General features: G+C 70.4%; 22 protein-coding genes and 3 pseudogenes. 11 read left to right on the top strand and 14 right to left on the bottom strand.

Going from position 1 to position 23,586, the window contains the following annotated elements:
- Nucleotides 1-14 precede the first annotated feature (14 nt).
- Complete coding sequence (locus ACWD4J_RS11095) at nucleotides 15-917, bottom strand: alpha/beta hydrolase (protein WP_451395051.1); 903 nt, start codon at nucleotides 915-917, stop codon at nucleotides 15-17.
- 190 nt (nucleotides 918-1,107) lie between these two features.
- Nucleotides 1,108-1,344, bottom strand: a complete 237-nt coding sequence (locus ACWD4J_RS11090) for a hypothetical protein (protein WP_451395050.1) — start codon at nucleotides 1,342-1,344, stop codon at nucleotides 1,108-1,110.
- A gap of 93 nt (nucleotides 1,345-1,437) precedes the next feature.
- Between ACWD4J_RS11090 and ACWD4J_RS11085 the strand changes: the two are divergent.
- Nucleotides 1,438-1,707, top strand: a pseudogene (locus ACWD4J_RS11085) (DUF1062 domain-containing protein); the annotation flags it as partial.
- A gap of 153 nt (nucleotides 1,708-1,860) precedes the next feature.
- Here the strand turns inward: ACWD4J_RS11085 and ACWD4J_RS11080 are convergent.
- From ACWD4J_RS11080 to ACWD4J_RS11050, 7 genes are all read right to left on the bottom strand, one after another.
- Nucleotides 1,861-2,949 carry an aldo/keto reductase gene (locus ACWD4J_RS11080; RefSeq protein ID WP_451395049.1) on the bottom strand — a complete coding sequence of 363 codons (1,089 nt, stop codon included), beginning with the start codon at nucleotides 2,947-2,949 and terminating at the stop codon, nucleotides 1,861-1,863.
- A 76-nt stretch (nucleotides 2,950-3,025) separates the two neighbouring features.
- Nucleotides 3,026-3,997, bottom strand: a complete 972-nt coding sequence (locus ACWD4J_RS11075; RefSeq protein WP_451395048.1) for an aldo/keto reductase — start codon at nucleotides 3,995-3,997, stop codon at nucleotides 3,026-3,028.
- A gap of 139 nt (nucleotides 3,998-4,136) precedes the next feature.
- A complete protein-coding gene (locus ACWD4J_RS11070; RefSeq protein WP_451395047.1) occupies nucleotides 4,137-4,520 on the bottom strand; it encodes a DUF2255 family protein in 384 nt (127 codons plus the stop codon).
- A gap of 97 nt (nucleotides 4,521-4,617) precedes the next feature.
- Nucleotides 4,618-5,385, bottom strand: coding sequence for a glucose 1-dehydrogenase (locus ACWD4J_RS11065; protein ID WP_451395046.1), 768 nt, complete (start codon nucleotides 5,383-5,385; stop codon nucleotides 4,618-4,620).
- A 100-nt stretch (nucleotides 5,386-5,485) separates the two neighbouring features.
- The gene (locus ACWD4J_RS11060) at nucleotides 5,486-6,502 is read right to left on the bottom strand and encodes a zinc-dependent alcohol dehydrogenase family protein (protein WP_451395045.1); all 1,017 of its coding nucleotides are present in this window, start codon (nucleotides 6,500-6,502) and stop codon (nucleotides 5,486-5,488) included.
- Nucleotides 6,503-6,793: 291 nt separating this feature from the next.
- Nucleotides 6,794-7,201, bottom strand: a complete 408-nt coding sequence (locus tag ACWD4J_RS11055) for a (R)-mandelonitrile lyase (RefSeq protein WP_451395044.1) — start codon at nucleotides 7,199-7,201, stop codon at nucleotides 6,794-6,796.
- 77 nt (nucleotides 7,202-7,278) lie between these two features.
- The gene (locus tag ACWD4J_RS11050; protein WP_451395043.1) at nucleotides 7,279-7,602 is read right to left on the bottom strand and encodes a carboxymuconolactone decarboxylase family protein; all 324 of its coding nucleotides are present in this window, start codon (nucleotides 7,600-7,602) and stop codon (nucleotides 7,279-7,281) included.
- 251 nt (nucleotides 7,603-7,853) lie between these two features.
- Between ACWD4J_RS11050 and ACWD4J_RS11045 the strand changes: the two genes are divergently transcribed.
- The gene (locus ACWD4J_RS11045; protein WP_451395042.1) at nucleotides 7,854-8,759 is read left to right on the top strand and encodes a helix-turn-helix transcriptional regulator; all 906 of its coding nucleotides are present in this window, start codon (nucleotides 7,854-7,856) and stop codon (nucleotides 8,757-8,759) included.
- 118 nt (nucleotides 8,760-8,877) lie between these two features.
- On the opposite strand, the gene ACWD4J_RS11040 is transcribed toward ACWD4J_RS11045, so the two are convergent.
- Entirely contained in the window at nucleotides 8,878-9,126 is a 249-nt protein-coding gene (locus ACWD4J_RS11040) for an IclR family transcriptional regulator domain-containing protein (RefSeq protein ID WP_451395041.1), read from the bottom strand.
- A 98-nt stretch (nucleotides 9,127-9,224) separates the two neighbouring features.
- Here ACWD4J_RS11040 and ACWD4J_RS11035 point away from each other — a divergent pair.
- Nucleotides 9,225-10,295, top strand: a pseudogene (locus ACWD4J_RS11035) (integrase core domain-containing protein); the annotation flags it as partial.
- The gene (locus ACWD4J_RS11030) at nucleotides 10,267-10,932 is read left to right on the top strand and encodes an aldehyde dehydrogenase family protein (protein WP_451395040.1); all 666 of its coding nucleotides are present in this window, start codon (nucleotides 10,267-10,269) and stop codon (nucleotides 10,930-10,932) included. The pseudogene ACWD4J_RS11035 and the gene ACWD4J_RS11030, both read left to right, overlap by 29 nt.
- Nucleotides 10,933-11,447: 515 nt before the next feature.
- On the opposite strand, the gene ACWD4J_RS11025 is transcribed toward ACWD4J_RS11030, so the two are convergent.
- Nucleotides 11,448-12,116, bottom strand: coding sequence for an NAD(P)-dependent oxidoreductase (locus tag ACWD4J_RS11025; protein WP_451395039.1), 669 nt, complete (start codon nucleotides 12,114-12,116; stop codon nucleotides 11,448-11,450).
- A 235-nt stretch (nucleotides 12,117-12,351) separates the two neighbouring features.
- Here ACWD4J_RS11025 and ACWD4J_RS11020 point away from each other — a divergent pair, with 235 nt between their 5' ends.
- The 4 genes from ACWD4J_RS11020 to ACWD4J_RS11005 all read left to right on the top strand — a co-directional run bounded on the left by ACWD4J_RS11020 (nucleotide 12,352) and on the right by ACWD4J_RS11005 (nucleotide 15,704).
- Nucleotides 12,352-12,837: a MarR family winged helix-turn-helix transcriptional regulator gene (locus ACWD4J_RS11020; RefSeq protein WP_451395038.1), complete on the top strand. Its 486-nt coding sequence runs from the start codon at nucleotides 12,352-12,354 to the stop codon at nucleotides 12,835-12,837.
- Nucleotides 12,838-12,980: 143 nt separating this feature from the next.
- Nucleotides 12,981-13,358 carry an FAD-dependent monooxygenase gene (locus tag ACWD4J_RS11015; protein ID WP_451395037.1) on the top strand — a complete coding sequence of 126 codons (378 nt, stop codon included), beginning with the start codon at nucleotides 12,981-12,983 and terminating at the stop codon, nucleotides 13,356-13,358.
- Entirely contained in the window at nucleotides 13,358-14,686 is a 1,329-nt protein-coding gene (locus tag ACWD4J_RS11010) for an FAD-dependent monooxygenase (RefSeq protein WP_451395036.1), read from the top strand. The genes ACWD4J_RS11015 and ACWD4J_RS11010 overlap by 1 nt, the downstream gene beginning before the upstream one ends.
- Nucleotides 14,687-14,744: 58 nt before the next feature.
- The gene (locus tag ACWD4J_RS11005; protein ID WP_451395035.1) at nucleotides 14,745-15,704 is read left to right on the top strand and encodes an MBL fold metallo-hydrolase; all 960 of its coding nucleotides are present in this window, start codon (nucleotides 14,745-14,747) and stop codon (nucleotides 15,702-15,704) included.
- A 234-nt stretch (nucleotides 15,705-15,938) separates the two neighbouring features.
- Here ACWD4J_RS11005 and ACWD4J_RS11000 read toward each other — a convergent pair whose 3' ends face one another.
- Nucleotides 15,939-16,103 carry a hypothetical protein gene (locus tag ACWD4J_RS11000; protein WP_451395034.1) on the bottom strand — a complete coding sequence of 55 codons (165 nt, stop codon included), beginning with the start codon at nucleotides 16,101-16,103 and terminating at the stop codon, nucleotides 15,939-15,941.
- A gap of 308 nt (nucleotides 16,104-16,411) precedes the next feature.
- On the opposite strand from ACWD4J_RS11000, the gene ACWD4J_RS10995 reads away from it, so the two are divergent.
- The 3 genes and pseudogenes from ACWD4J_RS10995 to ACWD4J_RS10985 all read left to right on the top strand — a co-directional run bounded on the left by ACWD4J_RS10995 (nucleotide 16,412) and on the right by ACWD4J_RS10985 (nucleotide 18,827).
- A complete protein-coding gene (locus tag ACWD4J_RS10995) occupies nucleotides 16,412-17,197 on the top strand; it encodes an MBL fold metallo-hydrolase (RefSeq protein ID WP_451395033.1) in 786 nt (261 codons plus the stop codon).
- 48 nt (nucleotides 17,198-17,245) lie between these two features.
- Nucleotides 17,246-17,395 (top strand): annotated as a pseudogene (locus ACWD4J_RS10990) (zinc-binding dehydrogenase); the annotation flags it as partial.
- Nucleotides 17,396-17,549: 154 nt separating this feature from the next.
- Nucleotides 17,550-18,827, top strand: a complete 1,278-nt coding sequence (locus ACWD4J_RS10985) for a YhgE/Pip domain-containing protein (RefSeq protein WP_451395032.1) — start codon at nucleotides 17,550-17,552, stop codon at nucleotides 18,825-18,827.
- Nucleotides 18,828-18,836: 9 nt separating this feature from the next.
- Here ACWD4J_RS10985 and ACWD4J_RS10980 read toward each other — a convergent pair whose 3' ends face one another.
- A complete protein-coding gene (locus ACWD4J_RS10980) occupies nucleotides 18,837-20,264 on the bottom strand; it encodes a CoA transferase (RefSeq protein WP_451395031.1) in 1,428 nt (475 codons plus the stop codon).
- An 81-nt stretch (nucleotides 20,265-20,345) separates the two neighbouring features.
- Entirely contained in the window at nucleotides 20,346-23,537 is a 3,192-nt protein-coding gene (locus tag ACWD4J_RS10975; protein ID WP_451395030.1) for a cytochrome P450, read from the bottom strand.
- Between the last annotated feature and the right edge of the window lie 49 nt (nucleotides 23,538-23,586).

Raw genomic sequence — 23,586 nt, 5'->3', positions numbered from 1 at the left:
TCACCCCAGCAGCGCTACACCGGGGCGGAGAAGGCCGCACGGAGCTGCTCGGCCATCAGGTCGAGGGTGGCGCGAACGGTCTCGGGCGGTCCGTTGTGGGTGAAGAAGTGGTCGACGCCCTCCACCATGCGGTGCACCACGGGGACTCCGGCGGCGGCCAACGCCTCGGCGTACGCGTCACCCTCGTCCCGTAGTGAGTCGTACTCGGCGGTGATGACCAGGGCAGGTGGCAGGCCCGCCAGGTCGGTGGCGAGCCCGGGGGAGGCGAGCGGGTCGCGGCGGCGGCTCTGGTCCGGTACGTAGGTACCGGTGAAGATGCGGGACAGCAGCGGCGAGATCATCGGCCGTCGGGTGCGGGCACGTTTGGTGGCTGGGTCCGCGGCCAGGTCGAGTGGTGCGTAGTCGATGATCTGGAGAAGCGGGGTGAAGGTGCCTCGCTCTCGGGCCGTGCGGCACACTCCCGTCGCCAGTGCGCCGCCGGCGCTGTGGCCGCCGACAGCGAGACGCCCACCGTCCCAGCCGTGCTCGGCCCCGTGCTTCACCGCCCACTCGCAGGCCTCGTACGCCTGGACGGGCGCGGTCGGGAAGCGGTGCTGCGGCGCGGTCCAGTAGTCGATGTTGAGGACGACACAGCCCGCCTCGGCCGCGAGATGGCGGCAGATGTGGTCGTCCTGCTCCGGATGCCGAATCACGTATCCGCTGCCGTGGAAGTTGACGAAGACCGGCAGTGCCTCTCCAGCGAGGGCGGGTGCAGGGCGGTAGACGTCGCACCGCATGGATCCCGCGGAGGTCGGGATCTGCACGGTCACGGGCGAGGGCAGGTCCTGCCCCGCGAAGCGGAGTTCGTCCGGCACGCTGACCATGCGACTGCTCAGCGTCTGGACGAGCCTCGCGGCGATGTCGTATCTGATGGCCATGGGAGGTTGCCTTCGGGTTGGGGCGGGCGGTTCGGCACGGCGTGGAGAAGGGCCCCACGACGCGGCGCTGGTGCCGTCCGGGACACGATGGTGCTCCCGCGCGACCGGCGCCACCGCGCGTGTCGCGGAGTGGCACGCGCGGTGGTGAGGGCAAGGCGGGAGCACCGGTCCTTCTCTCCTGCGACCGGCCTCAGTTGGGCCAGTTCTCCAGCACCTGCTGCTGAACCTCCGCCGGGAAGAGGTGGGAGAAGGAGCTGCGCGGTTCGCGGCCTTCGTCGGAGGCGGGCAGCAGGGCGTCGTAGGTGACCTTGTCACCGGTCCAGGAATGCCGCTGCTCGAAGGGGTAGCAGGACAGCAGCGGCAGAATCTTGCCGTTGCGGACGATGCGCCGTTCGGTCGGGTGGACCCGGGTGGCCAGCGCCCACATCAGCTCGCCGACGTCCGAGGCGTCGACGTCGTCGTCGAGCACGAAGATGCGCGGCACCAGGTACTCGAAGCGCCGGGCGGCGATGACGTCGGGGTCGTGCAGCGCCGTAATCACATCGCCCTCGACTGGGACAACGCCTGGCGCCTCGACACCGGCGGATCGGATCACCTGGACCGTGAGGTGATCGACGTCTCGGTCCGCTTTGCGGCGCGGATCCCTGTCCGGCCGGTGCGACTGATCGCTGAAGGGTGCGGTCTTTCGCGGGCCGAGGTCGAGAGACTCATCGCGGAGGGGAAACTCGTCTCGGCAGTCCGGCTGAGCGGCAAGCTCTCCGGCGACTTCACCTTCACGCTCAAGCGCTGAGCCCCCTCGGGACCTGGGGCCTGTCCGGCAAGATCCGCCGGACGGCCAGCGCCCTGACGACGCGCCCTCACCGCATCGAGATGACGCGAACCGGCCGTCCGGCTCTCTCGGAGCCGGACCGCCGGTCGTCCTCGAAGGTGCAGACCCTTGGCTCTACAGGCGTCCGGTGGGGTGGTCTGAGCCGTTGCCAATGAGGTCGCCGAGGGCCTGGGCGCCGCCCTGGAGCCTACGGTCGCGCTGGCTGGTGCCGAACGCGCCGTAGGGGTAGCCGCCCGGCGTGGGGGCGCTGACCTTGTCGAGGGCGGCGGTGGCCTCGTCGTCCAGGGTGAGGGCGACGGCCCCGAGGCTGTCGTGGAGCTGTTCCAGGGTGCGGGCGCCGAAGACCGGGGCGACCACACCGGGACGGTCGGCGATCCAGCTCAGGGCGACCTGGGCGGGGGTGGCGCCGGTCTCCTTGGCGATGCGGACGACCTCGTCGATGGTGGCCCAGTTGCGCTCGGACGCCGCGTACTCGGCCGACACCCACTGGTACAGCTCGTTCACGGAACCGGCGCGAGTGTCCGAGGCCGGAGTGGCGCCGCGCTGGTACTTCCCGGTGAGGAAGCCGCCGGCCAGCGGCGACCAGGGCAGCAGGCCGATCTTGTTGTGCAGGGCGGCGGGGACCATCTCGTACTCGCTCTCGCGGGACAGCAGGCTGTACTGCTGCTGGAGGGTGAGCGGCACGTGGGAGCCCATCGCCTTCGCGGTGGAGACGGTCAACTGGAGCTGCCAGCCGGTGAAGTTCGACAGGCCCGCGTAGTGGATCTTTCCGGCGCGGACGGCGTCGTCGAGGAACGACAGCGTCTCCTCTACGGGGGTGTGCGCGTCCCAGCCGTGCATCTGGTAGAGGTCGACGGTCTCCACGCCGAGGCGGCGCAGGGAGGCGTCCAGTGCGTGGCGGAGGTGACGGCGGGACAGGCCGAGGTCGTTGACGTCGGGGCCGGTGGTGAAGCGGCCCTTGGTGGCGAGGACGACGCGGTCGGTGATCTCGCGGGGGCGGGCGGCCAGCCAGCGGCCGATGATCTGCTCAGAGAGGCTGCCGGAGTAGACGTCGGAGGTGTCGAGCACAGTGCCGCCTGCCTCGGTGAAGGCGTCGAGCAGCGCGAACGCCTCTTCCTCGGTGTTCTCGCTGCCGAAGTACATCGTGCCGAGCGCCAGCCTGGACACGGCGAGACCGGAGGTGCCGAGCGTGCGGTACTGCATGGCTTTCCAAGCCTTTCTGTTGCGGATGACGGTCGAGCCGAGCGACTGACAGAAGAGTTCGGCCGTGGTTCCGTGGTCAGAACCAGGAAGGCCCGACGTTGGTGTACGGCGCCTGCAGCGCTGCCACTTCCTCGTCCGAGAGCTGAAGGGCGAGCGCGTCCACGGCCTGCTGAAGGTGGTGGGGCTTGGTGGCTCCGACAATGGGCGCCGAGACCAGCGGGTTGCGCAACACCCAGGCGAGGGCGATCTGGGCCATGGGGACGCCGCGGGCTTGGGCGAGCTGCTGCACGGCGTTGATGACCGGCTCGTCGTACTCACTGTCGAAGGCCTGCACGACGTGGTCGGTGGTGGAGCGGGTGCTCTGCTCGCCGACGGGACGAGCGAGGCGGCCCTTGCCGTTCGGGGAGTAGGGCACCAGCCCCACGCCCATGTCGCCGCACATGGCCATGAGTTCCGGCTCGTCCTGGCGGCGCAGGAGGTTGTACTGGTTCTGCATGGACACGAAGCGGGTCCAACCGCCGAGGTCGGCGGCGTGCTGAAGCTTGGCGAACTGCCAGGCGTACATCGAGGATGCGCCGATGTAGCGGACCTTTCCGGCCTTGACGACGTCGTGCAGTGCCTCCATCGTCTCCTCGACCGGTACATCGTCGTCGAAGCGGTGGATCTGGTACAGGTCGATGTAGTCCGTGCCCAGCCGTAGCAGGGAGGCATCGACCTGCTCAAGGATCGCCTTGCGGGACAGCCCCTCACCGCCCGGACCCTCGTGCATCGGGCCGCGGACCTTGGTCGCCAGGACGATGTCCTCGCGGCGGGAGTACTTCGTGATGGCGCGGCCGACGATCTCCTCGGAAGTGCCGGCCTGGTAGACGTTGGCGGTGTCCCAGAAGGTGATGCCCAGCTCAACGGCCTGCTGGAAGAACGGCGCGGCCTTGTCCTCGGTCAGCGCCCAGGGGTGGGCGCGAGGCACGGTCGGGTCGCCGTAGCTCATGCAGCCGAGAGCGAGCCGGCTCACCTTCAGACCGGTGGTGCCGAGACGGGTGTACTCCATGGTGACGCTCCTTCACGGTCACATGCGGTTCCACGCTGTGGAGTTGGGGCCGGGGACTTGAGTGGCGGGCCGTTCCGGCCTTCGCATGCCATGCGATCGGCAGTACGGCGACCGCCCGGGGCCCGTCGCTGTCGCTCCGTCAGCCGGTCTGTGCGGCAGGGGTGATGCGGACGGTGGACGAGCGGGGGCCGCTGCGCAGCATCGGCTCCAGGTAGGGGCTGGAGGCGTACTTGGTGCGGTAGGCGTCGTCGACCGCGTCGAGAACGGTGTCGTCCGCGGGTACGAAGGCGACCTCGTGCTCGGTGCCTGCGATGCGGATACGTCCGGCCTTCTGGGACAGTGCCGCCCGGTACCAGCAGGAGTTCCGGCCGTTGTAGGGACGGACGTAGAGGTCGCCACACGCGACGACGGACCAGATCCACGTCGGTGTGCCGTAGGTGCGGCCGTCCTCGCGGTACGGCGAGATGTGCAGGTCGTCGGCGGCTGCGAGCCCGCGCAGCTGAGCCTGGTCCCAGGTGCTCATCGTGGGTCCTCCGTGTGCGGTAGGTGGTGCCCCGGACGGGACGGGCCTGCGGCCGTGTGCCGTCCGGCCCCCGCCGCCGATCGAGGTGTACGGGTGTTCAGTGCGTGGTGTAACCGCCGTCGACAGGCAGCGCGACACCGGCGACGAGGCTCGCGGCCGGGCTGCACAGCCACAGGACGGCCGCGGCGATCTCGTCGGCCCGGCCCAGTCGTCCGATCGGCTGCTGCTTCATGATCTCGGCCATGGCCTCGGCCTGGCCTTCGAGCATGTCTGCGACCATCGGGGTGTCGATCACGCCGGGGCACACCGCGTTGATCCGGATGCCCTTGGGCGCGTACTCGACCGCGGCACTCTTGGTCAGGCCGATCACACCGTGCTTGGACGCGTGGTAGGCGGCCCGTTCCGGCAGGCCCACAAGGCCGCCCAATGAGGAGCAGTTGACGATGGCGCCGCTGCCCTGTTGCCGCATCTGGCGCAGTTCGTGCTTCTGGGCGGCCCAGACGCCGCGCAGATTGACGGCGTTCACGTGGTCGAAGTTCGCGGCCGTCTCGTCGGCCGCGTCACTTGGCGGCGCCTGCACACCGGCGTTGTTGAACGCCATGTCCAGGCGGCCGTAGGTCGCGACCGCGCGGTCGACGGTGGCGGCCGCCTGCTCCTCGTCCGTGACGTCGCAGGCGACGCCGATCGCCTGATGACCGGCCGCCGTGAGTTCCTCGGCCGCACGCTGGACGGCCTTCTGGTCGATGTCGGCCAGGACGACGGCGGCACCGGCCTCGGCGAACGCCCGGGCGGTGGCCAGGCCCATGCCGGAGGCCGCACCGGTGACGAGGGCCACCTGCTGATCGAAGTTGTACGTCGGGTTCACGGGACGTGGTTCCAATCGTGGGTCGGCGTGGGTTCCGGCCGGGCTGGGATCGGCGGGCTTTCGCCACTGCGGTGTCCGGCGCCGGTGGCCGGCCGGCGTGTCAGGGGCGCAGCAGCGTCTTGATGGCGCGGCGCTCGTCCATGGCGCGGTAGCCCTCTGCGGCCTGGTCCAGCGGCAGCGTCAGGTCGAAGACCCTGCCGGGCTCGATACGGCCGTCGAGGACGCGTTCGACCAGGTCGGGCAGGAAGTGGCGCACCGGGGCGGGGCCGCCGCGCAGGCCGACGTGGGAGAAGAACAGTTCCTGGCCGTCGATGGCCACGTCGTGCGGGACGCCGACGAACCCCACATTGCCGCCGGGGCGGGTGGCCTGGACGGCCTGCCGCATCGACTCCTGCGTACCGACGCACTCCAGGACGGAGTCGGCGCCGATGCCGCCGGTGAGTTCCTTGATACGGGCGGCACCCGCCTCGCCGCGCTCGGCGACGATGTCGGTGGCGCCGAACTCGGTCGCCAGCCGCTGCCGGGAGGCGTGCCGGCTCATCGCGATGATCCGCTCGGCGCCGAGTTCCCGGGCGGCGAGAACGCCGGACAGGCCGACCGCGCCGTCACCGACCACGACAACCGTGGAGCCGGGCTTCACCTCGGCGGCGACGGCCGCGTACCAGCCGGTGCCCATGACGTCGGAGAGGGTGAGCAGGCTCGGGACGAGCTTCTCGTCGGGCTGCCCGCCGAGGGCGACCAGGGTGCCGTCGGCGAGCGGGATCCGGATGTACTCGGCCTGGCAGCCGCCCACGAACTCCTTGTGCGGGCAGGAGGTTTGATAGCCGGCGCGGCAGATCGGGCAGGTGTTGTCGGAGGCGAAGAAGGAGCCGATGACGAACTGCCCGGGCTTGATGTCCTTCACCTCGGCGCCGGTCTCCTCGACCACGCCGACGTACTCGTGGCCGATCGGTGTGGGCTGGGCGACCTCGTTGATGCCGCGGTAGTCCCACAGGTCGGAGCCGCACACACAGGCGGCGACCGTCCGGATCACGGCGTCGGTGGGGGCGACGATCCTCGGTTCGGGGAGGTTCTCCACCCGGATGTCACCGGGGGCGTGGATCACGGTTGCGCGCATGGCTCATTCCAGAGTGAGGGGAAGGTTGAACGGGGTAGGGCGTCAGCTGCCGGGGCCGTGCGAAGCGGAACGAGTCGGCCGTTCCGTACCGCTCGCCCGGCTCTGCGGACGGCGGCGCGTCGAGGTCATCGGGTCGGCGGCGCTCAGCATCGATTCGGCCGTCACGGCGTTGTCGAGGAGGCACATGGCGGTTCCGCTCGGCGATCTCCCGTGAGCGTGATCACCGCCACCGTATGAGGTGTGCCGTGGGGCCCCGGTCACTGCTGACGCTCACGCTCCTGGCAGCCGCGATCAGTGCGAGGTACGGGTGCTGCTGCGCGGGCCGCCGTACTCGGCGTCGGTGACGTGCTCCAGCCAGTTGACCTCGTCGCCCTCCCACAGCGCGATGTGCTCCATGAACTGGTCCGGGGTCGCGCCGTGCCAGTGCTCCTCGCCGGGCGGGCAGCCGATGGTGTCGCCCGGGTGGGCCTCGATGATCACGCCGTCCCGGGTGCCGATCAGGGCGACTCCGGACACGACGTGCAGGGTCTGGCCCAGGCCGTGGCTGTGCCAGGCGGTGCGGGCACCGGGCGCGAAGCGGACCATGTTGGCCCGTGCCCGGGAGGGCTCCTCGCCCCGGTAGATCACATCCGCCCAGGCGTCGCCGCTGAACATCTGGGCGGGCAGCTTCATGGTCACCGGCTGCTTGAGGATCTCCATGGTGGTACTCCTTGCGTCGGCCGCCGCAGGGCGGCCGTGAGTGGGTGATGAGAACGAGGTCCCGCGGTGGGACGGGTTCAGGCCGAGCGGAACACTTCGCGGGCCACGGTCAGCGCGGACATGGCCTTGGGCCATCCGGCGTAGAACGCCATGTGCGTGATCGTCTCGATCAGTTCCGCCTCGGTGACACCGTTCTGCTTGGCCAAGGGGAGGTGGAAGGTGAGCTGCTCGCTGCTGCCGCCGGTGATGAGGCTGGCCACGGTCACGAGACTGCGGTCCCTCGGGGACAGCTCCGGGCTCTTCCACGCCTGCCCGAACAGCACGTCCTCGCTGTAGCCGGCCAGCGCGGGAGCAACGTCTCCGAACAGCTCCCGCGGGCCCGGCTGGGTCTTCTCCGTCATCGTTCGTGTCCTTTCCACGTGTCTCGGCGCTGCTCATCGGCCCGCCGTCAAACGGGCGGGCGACACCGCGCCGGGGTTTCATTCCGCCCGCAGGCCGCGGCCGCCGCCACCCGGACGACCGGGCCGTTCGGCCTGGCGCCGATCGCGCCACAACCGATGGAACCGCAGGTCCCACGCGCGTGGAAGGACTCGTTGATACGTGTACTGGCAGTACACCCCACAGTCGCGGAAGCCGACGTAGCCTCGAAGCCATGGACAACCGAAGCGAGGTACGCGAGTTCCTGACCAGCCGCCGTGCCAAGATCACGCCACAGCAGGCGGGGCTGCCCGCCTACAGCGGCAACCGGCGCGTCAAGGGGCTGCGCAGGGAAGAAGTCGCGATGCTCGCCGGCGTCAGCGCCGAGTACTACGCCCGCCTGGAGCGCGGCAACCTCTCCGGCGTCTCCGAGACCGTCCTCGACTCCCTCGCCCGCGCCTTGCAGCTCGACGAGGCCGAGCGCGCCCACCTGGACGACCTCGCGCGCACCGCGAACACCACCCGCCGCCCCACCCGTCGACGAGCCCCGCAGCCGATCCGGCCCAGCCTGCAGTATTTGCTCGACGCGATGACCGAGGCCCCGGCCTTCATCCGCAACGGCCGCCTCGACATCCTGGCCACCAACAGGCTCGGCCGCGCCCTGTACGACCCGGTGTTCGCCGACCCGGCCCGGCCCGTGAACCTCGCCAGGTACGAGTTCCTCAACCCTGGTGCGGCCGACTTCCTGCCCCAGCTGGAGGCCCAGGCGGCCGGAGCGGTGGCGCTGCTGCGCACCGAGGCGGGACGCGACCCGTACAACCGGGACCTGACCGATCTCATCGGCGAACTCTCCACCCGCAGCGAGAAGTTCCGCACCCTGTGGGCCGCCCACGACGTGCGACTGCACCAGACCGGCGTCAAGCACTTCCGCCACCCCGCCGTCGGCGAACTCTCCCTCCCCTTCGAGGCCATGCCCATCCCGACCGACCCCGGCCTCACCCTCACCGCCCTCAGTGCCGAACCCGGCACCCCGTCCCACGACAGCCTCAAACTGCTGGCCAGTTGGGCCGCCACCCTCGACCAGGACGACCAGGACGACCAGCCGGACACCGCGGCCACCAGCGGCGAACAGAGCGCATAGCGGAGCTGCGTAACGCCACGCCGCCATGAGCCCGCATGCGGCCACACAGCCCGGACGTAGATGCCGAGTTCGACGCCGGGCAGTCGGACAGCCTTCGGCGCGGCCGTTGTCCTCCGGGTCAGAGGCCGACGCTCAGCGGGTGGCTGAACCCTTGGTCGGAGATGAGCCGGGCCGCCGCGCCCAGGGCGGCGGCGAAGCGCTCCATGGCCTCGTACGGGAAGCGCTGACTCGGGCCGCTGAGTGAGAGGGAGGCGATGACGGCGCCCGAGCGGCCGGTGACGGGGACGGCGACGGCGGTGAGCCCCTCGTCCCACTCGCTGCTGCTGACCGCGTAGCCGTGCCGGGCCTGCGGGTGCCGATAAATCATCCGGCCAGGTCACGACCTTGATCACTGATCCTCGGCCGCGCCCGTCGCTCCCCCTCTGTCTTCACCTTGACCGAGGACGGACGGCATCATGACCTGTCGTGCTGCTGCGCCTGGCCTACCTCGCTGCGTCCAACGCCCTCGCCCTGCTGCGCCTGCTGCCGATGAGCGACCGGGAGAAGGACGTGGAAATACTGGCGCTGCGGCACCAGCTCCTGGTCCTGCAGCGCCAGGTCGGCAGGCCCACGTTCACCGCCACCGACCGCGCAGTCCTCGCCGGCCTGCTCCACCACCTGCCGATGGAGAAGCTGCGGCACCTCCTGCTGCTGGTACGACCAGAGACGATCTTGCGCCGGCACCGCGACCTGCTTAAGCAGCGCCATGCCGCGACCTGCGTGCGGAAACGACGCGGCCGCCCGCCCACCATCCGCTCGATCCGAGCCCTGGTCCTGCGCCTGGCCCACGAGAATGGCTCATGGGGGTATCGCCGGATCCACGGTGAGCTCGCGGCACTGGGCATCAAGGTCGCCGCCTCCACCGTCTGGGAGATCCTCCGCGAGCACGGCATCCCGCCCGCGCCGGAGAGGGAAGGCACGACCTGGGCCGACTTCCTGCGCAACCAGGCCGATGCGCTGCTCGCCTGCGACCTGTTCGAGACCCGCACTCTGACCGGAGCGCGCCTGTACGTCTTCGCGGCCATCGAGCACGCCACCCGGCGCGTCCGGATCCTGGGCGCCACCGCACACCCCACCGCGAACTGGATCGTGCAGCTCGGACGCAACCTCGTCATCGACTTGGAGGACGCAGGCAGCAAGGCCAGGTTCTTGATACGCGACCACGACTCCAAGTTCACGGCAGCCTTCGACGCGGTGCTGACCGATGCCGGGCTGGAGATCGTCACCAGCGGCATCCGGATGCCGCGGATGAACTCGATCGTAGAGCGCTGGACACAGACCTGCCGACACGAACAGCTGGACCGCACCCTCATCTGGGACCAGCGCCATCTGCTCCATGCCCTGCGCGAATTCGAGTTGTACTACAACGAGCACCGACCGCACCGAGCCCTGAATCAAACCGCCCCACTCCGCCCGCTGCCCGAACCGATCACCGAGCCAGGAGCTGGGCGGCAAGGCACCCAGCATCGTGCTGCCCGACGCCGACCTCGACGCGGCCGTCGCCGGCTGCCTGCAGGGGGCGCTGCTCAACAGCGGCCAGGTGTGCGCCGCGTACACCCGCTTCCTCGTGCACCGCTCCCTCGCGGACGAGTTCGCCGAGCGCTGCGCCAAGACCGCCGGCCAGATGCGCCTCGGCCCGGGCGGCGACCCGGGCACGGAGCTCGGCCCGCTGGTCACCGCCGACCACCTGGCCCACGTCGACGCGCTCGTCCGCAGCGGCGTCGAAGAAGGTGCCACGCTCGTCACGGGCGGCTCCCGTGCCGAGGACCTGCCCGGCTTCTTCTACCAGCCCACCGTGTTCACCGGCGTACGCGACGACATGCGCGTCGCCCGTGAAGAGATCTTCGGCCCCGTGTTGTCGGTCCTCCCCTACGACGACGAGGACGAGGCCGCCGCCCGCGCCAACGACACGGAGTACGGCCTCGCGGCGGCGGTCTGGACCCGCGACGTGGCCGCCGCCCACCGCGTCACCGGCGCGCTCCGCGCAAGAACCGTCTTCATCAACATGCCCAACCCCGTCGACGCCTCGGCCCCCTGGGGCGGCTTCGGAGCCAGCGGCTGGGGCCGGGAGATGGGCAGCGGCGCTCTCGACCTGTACACCGAGGTCAAGAGCGTCTGGACCTCTCTGACATAGCTCCGCACATCGATTGGTGCTGGGGGGCCGCCAGAAGTCGTTCCCAGAACCACCTGGCGATTCGCCCTCAGCACCGTCATCAGCCGTACGGGAGGAACCTGGTCTGTGACAACTGTCCCGCGGCGGTCTTCACGGTTCGATCTCTTCTGCCTCGCAGACCGCGTCGAAGTCACCGCCACGGGATCGTGTACCCGGCAGACGACCAACTGGACCCGTCCCTGCGCCGCCAACTCGACAGGTATACCCCGGACTGCCGCTCGGTGCGGCCGACGCTGGAGGGGCTGTCGATAGTGGAGAGCAGGCAGGACAGAATGAAAGGACAGCATGGCGAGGAAGGAGGCGCCGAGGCCCGCCGTCCTCCGCCAGGGAAGCACGAGGAGAGAGCAACGAGCTTCTTGATCCCACCCCCAGAGCCAGGCAAGTCAACTCGCCGACACAGCAGCCGAGTTCGAATTGGCCACCAAGATCGGGCAAGGTTCGACGGCCGCGCGTAACGCCCCCCACGAACGTCCCGCTCAGGCCGCATGCCCCTGCGGCTTCCACCCCTTCTCGGTCGTGACCAGCACCCGCTGCCCGGCGAGGGCGCGGTCACCGGCGATCTCGACGAGAGCGCGTGCGACGTTCGCGAACGGGAGGGTGGGCAGGCCGGGAACCTTGGCGACCCCATCGATGCGCTTGACCGTGGCGGCGGGTGCGGCGGGGGCCTCCTTGAGGTTGACCGGGTAGACGGTCGTCCAGTTCAGGCCGCTCGCGGGCAGGCTCTGCTCCGAGAGCTCCTTGTCCTTGAAGATCGCGGCGACGACCGTCTTGTAGACCAGCCGCCCGAGGAACGACGCCTTCGCCACCGTGTCCCCGACACCGAACGCGGAGACCAGCACGAACCGCTCGACACCGGCATCCTTCACCGCGGCGGTGACGACCGGCAGGGTGCGCTGCATCAGGTCGATGGGCTTCTTCGCGCGCAGGGCGACCCCGACGGCCGAGATCACGGCGTCGCTGCCGGCGAAGGCCTTCGCCATCGCGGCCCGGTCGTCGAGGGAACCCCGCACGACGGTCAGCCCGGCCTGCGGCTGCACCGCGTCGGGGTTGCGGACGTAGGCCACGACCTCGTGCCCCTGGGACAGCGCCTCCTTCACGACGTGTGAGCCGATGTTGCCGGTGGCGCCCAGTACGACGATCTTCATGGTTCTTCTCCTCTGCTCCCCGGCTGCACGGACGGCATCCGGAGGACTTCCGTGGGACTTCCACAGGAAGACGGACGGGTGGGGTGAGAGCTGGGAAGGTCGCTCGACGGCAGCGGTCCCTCCCACTCTCCATTTACTTCGAATTCGAAGCACTAACCCAAAAAAGTGCTTCGAATTCGAACCACATGATGGAGGACGGTAGCATACTTCGAACTCGAAGCAAGGACGGTGGACCATGGAGCCGACACCCCGACACATCGCGGCCTACTTCGCCCTCATGGAGGCCGGAGCCCTGCTGCAACAGCTGGTCGAGCAGCAGCTGCGCCGAGACGGCGACCTCAGTTACATCCAGTTCCGCGTCCTGGCCCAGCTCGCCGAGGCCCCCGACCGGAGTCTGCGCATGACGGACCTCGCCGACGGGGTGGTCTACAGCCGCAGCGGACTGACCTACCAGGCCGACCGTCTCGAGCAGAACGGCCTGATCACCCGCACCCCCTCGCCCGACGACGAACGCTCGGTGACCGTGACGATCACCGAGGCCGGCCGGGAAGTGCTGGCGCGGGTGCTGCCCGCCCACATCGACCTCGTCGCACGGGAGCTGTTCGGACCCCTGAGCGAGCAGGACGTCACGGCGATGGCGGACGTGCTCACCCGCGTTCGCGATCACCTGCGCACCGCCCCGCGCCGCCCGACACCCCGCCGGCGCCCCACGGCGACCTGATCCACGACCGCCGCCTCCTTCGACGACACGACGACACCACTCCGACCCACGCCCGACCGACCCTTGACAGACTTACGGCATAAGCATTCTACTGCAGCCATCCTTACGGCATAAGTCAACGGCTTTGGGACGGAGCCCCTCTTATGGCACCTTGGACTGCCCCTCGGACAACACCGCCGCCACAGGCGTTCACGGCGCAGCGACCGGTGATCATCGTGGGCTGTGGCCCCGTCGGGCTCGGTGCCGCGCTGGAACTCGCACGCTTCGGCGTTCCCACCGTCGTGCTGGAGCGGCGTAGGTCGCCGTCACGGCACCCGAAGACGCGTAACTTCAACACCCGCACGATGGAGATTGCCAGGGGCTGGGGCCCAGCGGTCTACGAACGGCTGCGCGGCATCGACACCCCGGACGGCTGGAAGAGTCCCATCCGCTTCTTCGACACCATCGTCGGCAAGGAGTTCGGAACGACTCCCAAGGCTTCGAGGGGCCGGGACCCGAGGTCAGCCCCGCGCTCCCGGTGATGTCGTCACAGGACCTGCTCACGGAGATCCTGCGCGACGCCGCCGCGGCGACCGGCCTGGTGGAGCTCAGGTTCGGCCACCGGGTCACCGAGCTCACCTCCGGTGCGGGCGACCTGGACGCCGAGGCGGTCGTCCAGGTCGTCGACGAGGCCACCGGTGCGTCATACGCGCTGTCCGGCGCGGCCCTGGTCGCGGCCGACGGCGTCGACAGCCTCGTACGGCAGTCGCTCGGCGTGCGCCTCGAAGGCGAACAGGGCATCCACCACTTCGTCAACTGCTACTTCCACTCCCCCGTGGAGCAGTACGTCGGTGAGCGGACCGGAGTGCTCCTGTACGTGGCCAGCCCCGACGCGATCGGTGTGCTGCAGCCCCTCGACGCGGACGGCCGCTGGCTGTGCCAGATCTCCGTCCCGCCGGAGCAGTGGAACCGTGAGACCTGGACGGACGACAGGGTGCGCCACTGGGTCCGCGCCGCGGTCGGGGTGTCCGGCCTGGAGGTGGACGTACGGAGTGTGGGCGTGTGGCGGATGAACGTCACCGTCGCCGAACGGCTCGTGCTCGGGCGGGTCGTGCTGTGCGGGGACGCGGCCCACCAGTTCCCGCCCACCGGCGGACTCGGCGTCAACACCGGTCTGCAGGGCATGCACAACGCCATGTGGAAGCTCGCCCTGTGTGTGCGGGGCCTCGCCGACTGGTCGTTGCTCGACACGTACGACACCGAGCGCCGGCCTCCGGCACGCCGAACGGCCGACCAGTCGTACGAGAACTTCCGCAACGTCTCCCGCATGGGCGCCGCGGCCTACGGCTTCGGTGAGGACCTGGATCCGGACGCGATCCTGCGCGAGACCCGCCGTTACGGCAACCACCTCGGCGTCGAGTTCGGCACCGTCTACGACTCCGCCGCGGTCGTCCCGGACGGCACCCGCCCACCGGCGGTCGAGGACGACTACTTCGACTATGCGCCCAGTGCCACTCCCGGCTGCCGGGCCCCGCACGTCCGCCTCGGCCCCGACGGCGCGCTGTCCACCCTCGACCTGTTCGGACCTGGCTTCACCGTGCTCACGGGCCCGGACGGCGGCGTCTGGCGGGAGGCCGCCGTGGCCGCCGCCCACCGACTACGGCTCCCAGTGGCGGGTTACACCATCGGCTCTCCCGGACTGACCGACCTCGACGGCCTGTTCCTACGGCGCTACGGGATCGGCTCCGAAGGGGCCGTCGTCATCCGGCCGGACGGATACGTCGGCTGGCGGTCCACCGACGCGGCGACGGCCGCCGGCCAGGAACTCACGGAGGCGATCGAGCAGATCATCGGCCAGGGGGAGTACTGACGGTTCATCATCTACTTTGTCCGTCCGGCTGCTTGAGCGAGGAAAGCGAGAAAGAGGCATGGATATCGGCGCCGAACGCCGTGGCCCGGATGTGACAGCCATGCTGCGGGGCCTTCGGGCGCCCAGCCTCGCCCCGTGGGCGCACCTGTACGAGCCGCCGGCACCGCTTCGGCCGGGGGCACCGCACTCCGTGTTCCTCGGTGTGTCCACGATCCTGCTCGGCGACGGTGACACCGCGATCCTCACCGACGGATTCTTCAGCCGTCCCGGCCTGCTGCGTGTGCGGTTCGGCCGGGTGCGACCGGACCGCGCTCGTATCACCGCGGCCCTGCGCCGGGCCGGTATCGATCGCCTCGACGCCGTGTTCGTCGTCCACTCGCACTACGACCACGCACTGGACGCCCCCGAGGTGGCCGCGGCCACCGGCGCCCGTCTCATCGGCTCCTCCTCGACCCGCAACATCGCCGCCGGGCATGGCTTCCCCGACGACCGTTTCCAACTGGCCGTCACCGGCGAGCCGTTCACGATCGGGCGCTTCGCACTCACCGCCCTGCCCGCCCGGCACAGCCCGGGCGACCTGGCCCCCGGCCGGATCGACCGGCCCCTGAGGCCCCCGGCCCGCGCCACGGACTACAGGACCGGCGACTGCTACACCCTCCACGTCCGCCACGGCGAACGCGAACTCCTCATCCACGCCAGCGCCCACAGCCTGCCCGGCGCCCTCGACGGCCGCCGTGCCGACACCGTGTACCTGGGGATCGGCGCGCTCGGCAAGCAGGACGAGGCGTTCCGGGAGGAGTACTGGGACCGGCTGGTCACGGGTACGGGCGCCCGGCGCGTCGTGCCCGTTCACTGGGACGACTTCACCCGCCCCCTGGACCGGCCGCTGCGGCCCTTCCCCGCCTTCTTCGACGACTTCACGACCACCATGACCTTTCTGACCCGCAAGGCCGAACGCACGGGAGTCGCCCTGGCCCTGCCCGTGGTGGGTCAACGAGCCGATCCGTGGCCGCCCTGACCCGGAGGCCCCGGTGACTCAGCCAGCCAGGTCGAAGCGGCGGCGCGCTCCGTCGACGACGAGTTCCAGCTCGAACTCCATCTCGGCCTCGTGATTGCAGAACGCCAGGTCGGCCGCCACCGCGGATGGCGGGCAGCCTGCTATTGACGAGGTCCTGCCCCCGATTGGCGACGACACCCGGGACAGCGCCGGCGTATGTCGGCGCCGAGCCGATCTCGCGTGCGACGGTCCCGATCAGGAAGGCGATGAAGGCCCGCAGGACGTGCACCGCACCCCCACCGCCGCCGCGATCTTGTGGAGCGACAGCCTCTCGATACCCTCCGCCTCGGCCAACTCCAGGGCGCGGCGCACGATCTCCTCCCTGGTCAGCGGCCCGCGGCGGGGCATTCTCTGTGCCATCGCCCATCCCTGCGTCGGTGGTGGGTGCATCCGGATCGAACGTGCGGCGTAGGCCCGAGCGGAGAACCGCCCTGCCCGTGGGACGCACGTTTGACAGCACTTATGTCGTAAGTCTAACGTGAAGGAAGGTGAACATACGCCGTAAGTGTGCGGGGGTCGCGGATGATCCGCACCAAGCGCGCCTACCGGGCCGTCGGGAAGATCGCTCTCGAACTGTCGTAGCCGTGCGGAACCGGCCGCCGTCCACGCGCGACCGCTGCCGGGCCGTTCAGTGCCACCCGCCCCTCATACCTCCAAGGACACCCGCCATGAAAGTCCACCACCTCAACTGCGGCACCATGCATCCACCCGGCGCCCGTCTCATCTGCCACGTGCTGCTGATCGAGACCGCGAACGGCCTGGTTCTCGTCGACTCCGGTTACGGCCTCGACGACATCGCCGACCCCAAGCAGCGCGTCGGACCGGCGCGCCACTTCATCCGGCCGGTGTTCGACCCCGACGAGACGGCCGCCCGGCAGGTAGAGAAGCTCGGATTCCGCCGGGACGACGTCCGCCACATCGTGCTCACCCACTTCGACGCCGACCACATCGGCGGCCTCTCCGACTTCCCCCACGCCCAGGTCCACCTCACCGCGGACGAGGCGCGCGGAGCCGTCCACTCCCCCTCCTGGCGGGAGCGGATCCGCTACCAGCAGCCCCAGTGGGCACACGGCCCGCAGCTCGTCGAGCACCGTCCCGACGGCGACAAGTGGCGCGGGTTCGCCGCAGCCAGGGAACTCGACACGATCGCGCCCGGCATCGTCCTGATCGCTCTCCCCGGCCACACCCGCGGCCACGCCGCCGTGGCGGTCGACGCCGGTACACGCTGGGTACTGCACGTCGGTGACGCCTTCTACCACTACGGCACCCTGGACGGTCACTCCCCCGTCCCGGCTTCCCTGCGCGGCATGGAGGCCGTCATCGCGTACGACGGGAAGAAGGTTCGCGACAACCACGCCCGTCTCGCCGAGCTGTACCGGCAGGCCGACCCCGACCTGATGATCATCAACGCCCACGACCCCGTCCTGTACGAGAAGGCGCGCGCGAGCGCGTAGCCAGGGAGGAGACGGAATGACGACCATGCGCGCGGTAAGACTGCCGCGGTGCCCCAGCTCATCCGTCTGATGGAGGCGGGCCGGCTGGACTTCGCGCGCTCCGTCTCGGACGTCCTGCCACTCGATCAGGCGGCCGACGCCGTCGAACGGCTGGAGCACAAGAAGGACGATCCCATCCGCCTGGTACTGCGTCCCTGAGCAGGCCGCCGGATCGCTCCAGCAAGGCGAGGTACGGCGAGGCTCGGGACGACTCGCCGACTCGCCGTACCTCCTCATCCTGACCCGGCAGCCCACCCGCGGCCGGCTCCGGAGCGGACACCCACCCGCCAGGTCCCAGACACGACGGAGAACCATGACCGCCGATGGCACGACCCCCGACGCCGCCCCGCAGGCCGGCGCCGCCGCGCTCCTGCGTCGCCCCAAGCTGTGGCTGATGCCCACGATCCTCACTGGCCTGCTCGCTCTGCTGCTGTCCCTGCTCTACATGGGCGGCATCGTCAACCCGCAGCGCGACCTGCACGACCTGCCGATCGCGCTCGTCAACGCCGACCGGGGAAAGCCGCTGCCCGGGCAGAAGGAGAACCTGGGCACGCAGATCAGCGCGGCCATCACCGCCGACACCTCCAGTGACAAGGCCGAGTGGCGGACGCTCACCCGGGCCGAGGCCCAGGACGAGCTGGACTCCGGCAAGGTCTACGGCGCCCTGGTGATCCCCTCGGACTTCACGGACTCCGTCGCCGCGCTCACCACGGTCAAGGCCACCGGGCGTCCGGTCATCACGGTGCTCACCAACCCCGGCAAGGGCAGCCTCGGTTCCTCCCTGGCCGCGCAGATCAGCACGCAGGCCGCCCACCAGGCCTCCCAGACCATCGGCAAACAGCTCACGGCGGCGGTCACAGCCGGCTCCAGGACGAAGCTGCTGCTCGCCGACCCGGTGAACGTCACCACCCAGGTCGGCCACTCCCTCGGCGACCAGAGCGGCCTGGGCCTGACCGCCTTCTACTACACCTTGCTGCTCGTCCTGGCCGGCTTCCTGGGCGCCAACGTCATCAGCAACAGCGTCGACACCTCCCTCGGCTACGCCGACAACGAGATCGGCCCCTGGTACACCCGCCTGCCAACGGTCCCCGTCAACCGCACCCAGACGCTGCTGCTGAAGATGGCCATGACGGCCGGCATCACGGTCATCAGCGTCTCCCTCGTGATGCTCGCCTGCGTCAGCATCCTCGGCATGGACGCGACCCACATTCCGCTGCTGTGGATCTACTCCTACTGCGCGGCCCTCGCCGTCGGCCTCGGCGTCCAAGCCATCAACGCCGCCTTCGGCGGCATCGGCCAACTGGTCTCCATGTTCGTGTTCATCGTCCTCGGCCTGCCGTCCTCCGGCGCCACCGTCCCGCTTCAGGCCGTCCCCGCCTTCTACCGCTTCCTGTCCCACTTCGAGCCCATGCGCCAGCTCAGCGACGGCGTCCGCGCCATCCTCTACTTCAACGCCCGCGGCGATGCCGGCCTGACCCGCGCCTGGATCATGATCGCGATCGGCGCGGTCATCGCCCTGCTCTTCGGCTTCGCGATGACCGCCTACTACGACCGCAAGGGCCACAAGCGCCTTACCCCGCAGCCCGCTTGAGCCATGGGCTCAGGAAGCCGGGAGCCACTCCGGGCGGCTAGAGCCCCGAGGTACCAGGATCGGGTCCTGCCAGCGGGGCGGGGTGGCGGAGAAGCGGACCGGCGGGGCGAGGGTGTGCAGGTCGCCGAGCGGGGTGGCGGCGTCGTACGCGGCGGGCTCACGCAGGGTGTGCTCCTCGTCCCGGCCGGCGTCGGCCGGGACGACGAGGCCGAGGGCCTGGTACCACATGGCCGTACGGGTGAGGTTGACGGTCACGTGCCAGCTGCCGCCCTCTGTCGCCCTCTTGTACAGCGCGGCGGTGGCGCCGAGAGCCCCCATGTAGCCGGTGATGAAGTCGTTGATCATGCCGGTGACGGGCAGGCGCGGCTCCTCGGGAGTGCCTTCGAGCGTCATCAGGCCGGAGGCGGCGGAGCCGTTCATGTCGAAGCCGCCGCGGTCGGCCCACGGGCCAGTCGAGCCGTAACAGGTAACCGAGACACTGATCAGGCCTGGGTGCCGTTCGGCCAACTCCCTCGGTTCCAGGCCGAGTTTCTCCAGCTTGCTGCCCCGGTGGTTGTTGACGACGACGTCCGCGTCGGCGAGCAGCGTGTCCGCAAGTTTGCGGCCCTCCTCCTGGGTGAGGTCGATGTAGGCGCTGCGGGAGCCGATATTGGCCTCGTCGTAGATGAAGTCGTGCTCGTAGTCGTTGGGCCGGGTCGCGCACAGCACGTCCGCGCCCTGCTCGGCGAGAGTGCGGCCGACGGTCGGCCCGGCGATGGCGTGCGTGAACGACAGCACGCGTACACCCTCCAAGGGCCGCCCGGCGGCGGGGAATTCGCGTGGCGGGGCGTCACCGATGCGCTCCAGGCCGATCACCGGCTGGGAGGCGAGGAGCCGGCCCTGCGGATGTGCCAGCCATTCCTCGGGGGTACGCGCCACGCACACCGGCAGCCCGGCGGCGTTCGCGGTCTCCTCCAGTTCGAAGGCGTCCCAGCGCGCGAAGGCCGCGGCGACCTTCTGCTTGTCCGGCGGTACGTCGAGGAAGCGCAGCCACTTCGCGGCCAGGTGCGGGTAGACCCCGGACGCCATGACCGTACGGCGGTCCCGGGTGCGGTAGGAGTCCAGCAGGAACGGGTTGTCGGCGACGAGGGGGTGCGGGGGCAGGGAGCCGTTCAGGGTGGGATGCCAGAACGCGTGCGGGGTGATGCCGTGCACCGCCTGGCGCAGGTCCAGGTGAAGATCCTGCCCGGACCCGGTGCGGTGCCGCCACAGGGCCGCGGCGCCGAGCGCACAGCCCATCACGGGGATGCCGATGGCGGCGCCGAGCCGGTGGCGGGCGGGGACGATCGGGTCCTGCCCGGCGAACGTCACCCGGCCGCCCGCGTCGGAGGAGTCGAGCCCCACGTCGGCGAGCAGCGCGTCGAGCGCGGCCATGGGGTCGAAGGGGGAATCGGTCATGGGGATCGGCCTTCTTTCGGTGGGCGGCTCGCGTGCCGGGGCGCGCCCGTATCGCCCGGCCCGGCACCGCGAAAGGGGGGATCAGCCTGCGTAGACGTCCTCGATGTACCGGCTCCGGTCCATCAGGTGCCGCAGCCACTCCTCGGCGGCTGCCTCGTCGGCACCGGGCGTGTGCTGGGCGTACAGGCCCCGGAAGGCCTCGCGGACACCGGCCGCCATGTGCCGGCCGTCACCGCAGACGAACACTTTGGCTCCTGCTTCCAACAGTTCCCACACCTCGTCGGCCTCGGCGGCGATCCGGTGCTGCACGAATCGCAGGCCGTCCGCCGGCGCCTCGCTGAAGACCGGCCGCATGGACACCGCTCCCGCCTCCTCGGCGGCCCGCAGCTCCTCGGCGTGCAGGTAGTCCGCGTCGGGCGCGTCGCAGCCGAAGTAGCAGAGTGCCGGGGCGAGTCGGGCTCCCGACTCGGCGAGCGTACGGCGGTCGGCGATCGCTCCGCGGAACGGCGCGAGGCCGGTGCCTGCGGCGATCATGATCACCGGGGTGTTGTCGTCGTGCGCGATGCGGAAGGCCTCGCGGCAGGGCTGGAGCCGGGCCAGTACGACGTCGCCGGGGCTTACGGCGTTCAGGTGCCTGGAGCCGGTGCCCCGGTGGGTTCCGCGTCCCGAGCGGGCCGGTGCCTCCAGCAGCGAGACCATCAGATCGACGTGGCCCGGGGCGGTGGCCGGCGAGGAGGAGACCGAGTAGGTGCGCGGGCGGATCGGCGGGAGCAGGTCGAGGACGTCCGGCCAGGTGAGGGCTTCTCGCAGGGCGGGATTTTCCTCGATGACGTCGAGCAGGGTACGCGGGTCCGCGGCCAGGGCCTGCTCGTCGTCCGCCAGGGCCGTCAGCGCCCGCTGTTCGGGCGGGCACGGGTTGGCGGCGGCCAGGGTGCGCAGCTGGTCGGCGGTCGGCCGGTCCTGGAGCTCGACGTGGTGGGTGAGCAACTCCCGTACGGTCACGGGCCGGTCGAGGGCGAGGCCGTCGGGACGGGGGTGTGCGGACGTGATGTTGAGGACGGTGTCGAGGTCGGCGCCCAGGAGTTTGGCGGCCCGCTCGACCAGGGCGGGGTCGTTGGCGGGCAGCACGGCGAGGTGGTCGGCGGTCCGGTAGGTCTGCCCCGGCGGGAGCGCGACCCGCACGAACCGCTTGACGCGCGGGTAGGAGGGGTCGCTCAGGCTCCTGGTCTCGGTGACGGTCATCGCGGTCATGCCGTGGCGGGTGGCCAGGGCGTCCAGCGGGCCGCCGGTCACCTCGGTCACGAGGTATCCAGAGCTCGTCGTAGCGGAGGCAGCCGCCGCGGACGCCGGGTCGCCGGCGTGTTCCAGGAGAGCGGTGCGCATGCGGTCCGTGAACTGCCTTACGGCGCCTGCGAGATCGCCGGATGCGTCGCCTTCGGCGCGCTCCAGGAGCCGGGTGCCGCCGAGTTCGGCGAGCCGTCGGTCGATGAGGGCGGGGATGCGCTGGTAGGTGGCTGCCCAGTTGCGGTCGCCGATGCCCAGGACGGCATAGGTGACGCCGTCCGCCGTGCCGGGCTCGGCGGTCTCCAGCCACCGTACGAAGGCGGCCGCGTCGTCGGTGGGCTGCCCGTTGTAGGAGGCGGCCGTGATGATCAGGGGCCGGTCGACGGGCAGTGCGCCGGCATACTCGTCGAGTGGCGCGACCTCGGTGTCGCAGCCCAACTCCCCTGCAGCGGCAGACAGTCGGCCAGCGAAGTCGCGGCAAGCACCGTAGTTGGATCCGTGCAGCAGGAGCAGACCCGTTCCTTGCTTCACGCGCGTGGGCAGGGAGCTGTCGGCAGCCGGTGCGGAGGCGGAAGGCGTGGACCGCGTGGCACGGTCGGCGGGTGTGCGCGGGACGAGGCTCAGGGTGAAGCCGTCGGGCTTGATGGTGAGCGTCTGCTTGATGGTGAGCTCGTAGCGGTCGCGGTCGATCAGGCGGTAGCGGTGGGCCAGCATGCCCAGCAGCATCGTGGCCTCGTGCAGGGCGAACTGCCGCCCGATGCAGGCGCGTTCACCAGTGCCGAACGGCTTGAACGCGTGCGGGGAGCGGGCCGCCTCCGCCTCGGGGTCGAAGCGGGAGGGGTCGAACAGGTCCGGGTTGTCGCCCCACACCGGGTCGCGGTGCAGCATCGGGATCGACACCAGGGCGGGCTGCCCGGCGTGCATCCGGACGCCGTCGCCGATCACCGTGTCTTTCAGGGCCTGTCGCGCGAAGCCGGGGGCCGCCGGCCACAGGCGCAGGGTCTCGTTCAGCACCTGCCGGGTGTAGCGCAGCCGGCCGACGTCCTCGTACGTCGGCTCGGGGTCGGCCGTGTCGCCCCACAGTTCGTCCACCTCCCGCTGCACCCGGTGCAGGACTTCGGGGTGCTGGGACAGGAAGTACAGCGCGAAGGCGAGCGTGCCGGACGTCGTCTCGTGGCCGGCGATCAGGAAGGTGATGACCTGGTTGCGGATGTTGTCCTTGTCCAGCGTGGTGCCGTCGGACGGGTGCCGGGCGCTCAGCATCAGCCCCAGCAGGTCGTCGGCCTCGGGTTGCGGTACGGCGGTGCGCGCGGCGACGACCTCGTCCACCACCGACGCGAGGTAGGCGGCGTCGGCGCGGAACGCCTCGTCGACCTCGCCGTAGTCCACGCCGGGCTTGCGGCCCGTCTTCGTCATCGCCCAGGTCAGGCACCGCACCATCGCGCCGACGAACGGATGCGGGCGGTCGCTGTCGAAGGAGCCGAAGTCGAAACCGAACCCGGCCAGACCGATGGTGTCCAGCGTCATCCGGGTCATGTCGTCGGCCACGTCGACCGGAGTGCCGGCGGCCGCGTGGCGGTCCCAGGCGTCGAGCAGGCGGCGGGCGACGCGCAGCATGACCGGGTGGTAGCGGCGCATCGACCCGAGGGCGAAGGCCGGCATGAGAAGGTCGTGGGCCTTGGCCCAGTTCGGCTCGTCGTTGAAGGCGGTGAACAGGCCGTCGCCCGCGAACTCGCGGACGTTCACCAGCGCGGGGCCGACGAACTTCGAGAACCGCTGCTCGTCGGCCAGTTCGGTGACCAGGTCGAGGTCACTGACGAAGAGCACGTCGAAACCGCCGAAGCGCTGGAAATAGGCGGGGCCGTACGTTCTGGCCCGTTCCACGTTCGCCAGCACGGGCGCGCCGGCGGGGAGGGGGGAGGTGGCGAGATCGACGACGGGCAGCCCGTCGCGCGTCTCGGTGTGCGGCGGGAGAATGACCTCGGTCATGTGGGGCTTCCCTCTGCGTGCAAGGCTGTTGGGGCGGCCACCGGCACAG

The sequence above is a fragment of the Streptomyces sp. NPDC002577 genome (assembly GCF_053594815.1).
The sequence above is the reverse complement of the archived record's forward strand: the minus strand, read 5'-3'. Positions and strand labels throughout refer to the sequence as shown.

Excerpts from the sequence above, each read along its gene's own strand:
- ACWD4J_RS11095 (WP_451395051.1), bottom strand. The coding sequence starts at position 917 with ATGGCCATCAGATACGACATCGCCGCGAGGCTCGTCCAGACGCTGAGC.
- ACWD4J_RS11090 (WP_451395050.1), bottom strand. The coding sequence starts at position 1,344 with ATGTGGGCGCTGGCCACCCGGGTCCACCCGACCGAACGGCGCATCGTC.
- ACWD4J_RS11080 (WP_451395049.1), bottom strand. The coding sequence starts at position 2,949 with ATGCAGTACCGCACGCTCGGCACCTCCGGTCTCGCCGTGTCCAGGCTG.
- ACWD4J_RS11075 (WP_451395048.1), bottom strand. The coding sequence starts at position 3,997 with ATGGAGTACACCCGTCTCGGCACCACCGGTCTGAAGGTGAGCCGGCTC.
- ACWD4J_RS11070 (WP_451395047.1), bottom strand. The coding sequence starts at position 4,520 with ATGAGCACCTGGGACCAGGCTCAGCTGCGCGGGCTCGCAGCCGCCGAC.
- ACWD4J_RS11060 (WP_451395045.1), bottom strand. The coding sequence starts at position 6,502 with ATGCGCGCAACCGTGATCCACGCCCCCGGTGACATCCGGGTGGAGAAC.
- ACWD4J_RS11055 (WP_451395044.1), bottom strand. The coding sequence starts at position 7,201 with ATGGAGATCCTCAAGCAGCCGGTGACCATGAAGCTGCCCGCCCAGATG.
- ACWD4J_RS11050 (WP_451395043.1), bottom strand. The coding sequence starts at position 7,602 with ATGACGGAGAAGACCCAGCCGGGCCCGCGGGAGCTGTTCGGAGACGTT.
- ACWD4J_RS11045 (WP_451395042.1), top strand. The coding sequence starts at position 7,854 with ATGGACAACCGAAGCGAGGTACGCGAGTTCCTGACCAGCCGCCGTGCC.
- ACWD4J_RS11040 (WP_451395041.1), bottom strand. The coding sequence starts at position 9,126 with ATGATTTATCGGCACCCGCAGGCCCGGCACGGCTACGCGGTCAGCAGC.
- ACWD4J_RS11025 (WP_451395039.1), bottom strand. The coding sequence starts at position 12,116 with ATGAAGATCGTCGTACTGGGCGCCACCGGCAACATCGGCTCACACGTC.
- ACWD4J_RS11020 (WP_451395038.1), top strand. The coding sequence starts at position 12,352 with ATGGAGCCGACACCCCGACACATCGCGGCCTACTTCGCCCTCATGGAG.
- ACWD4J_RS11015 (WP_451395037.1), top strand. The coding sequence starts at position 12,981 with ATGGCACCTTGGACTGCCCCTCGGACAACACCGCCGCCACAGGCGTTC.
- ACWD4J_RS11010 (WP_451395036.1), top strand. The coding sequence starts at position 13,358 with ATGTCGTCACAGGACCTGCTCACGGAGATCCTGCGCGACGCCGCCGCG.
- ACWD4J_RS11005 (WP_451395035.1), top strand. The coding sequence starts at position 14,745 with ATGGATATCGGCGCCGAACGCCGTGGCCCGGATGTGACAGCCATGCTG.
- ACWD4J_RS11000 (WP_451395034.1), bottom strand. The coding sequence starts at position 16,103 with ATGGCACAGAGAATGCCCCGCCGCGGGCCGCTGACCAGGGAGGAGATC.
- ACWD4J_RS10995 (WP_451395033.1), top strand. The coding sequence starts at position 16,412 with ATGAAAGTCCACCACCTCAACTGCGGCACCATGCATCCACCCGGCGCC.
- ACWD4J_RS10985 (WP_451395032.1), top strand. The coding sequence starts at position 17,550 with ATGACCGCCGATGGCACGACCCCCGACGCCGCCCCGCAGGCCGGCGCC.
- ACWD4J_RS10980 (WP_451395031.1), bottom strand. The coding sequence starts at position 20,264 with ATGACCGATTCCCCCTTCGACCCCATGGCCGCGCTCGACGCGCTGCTC.
- ACWD4J_RS10975 (WP_451395030.1), bottom strand. The coding sequence starts at position 23,537 with ATGACCGAGGTCATTCTCCCGCCGCACACCGAGACGCGCGACGGGCTG.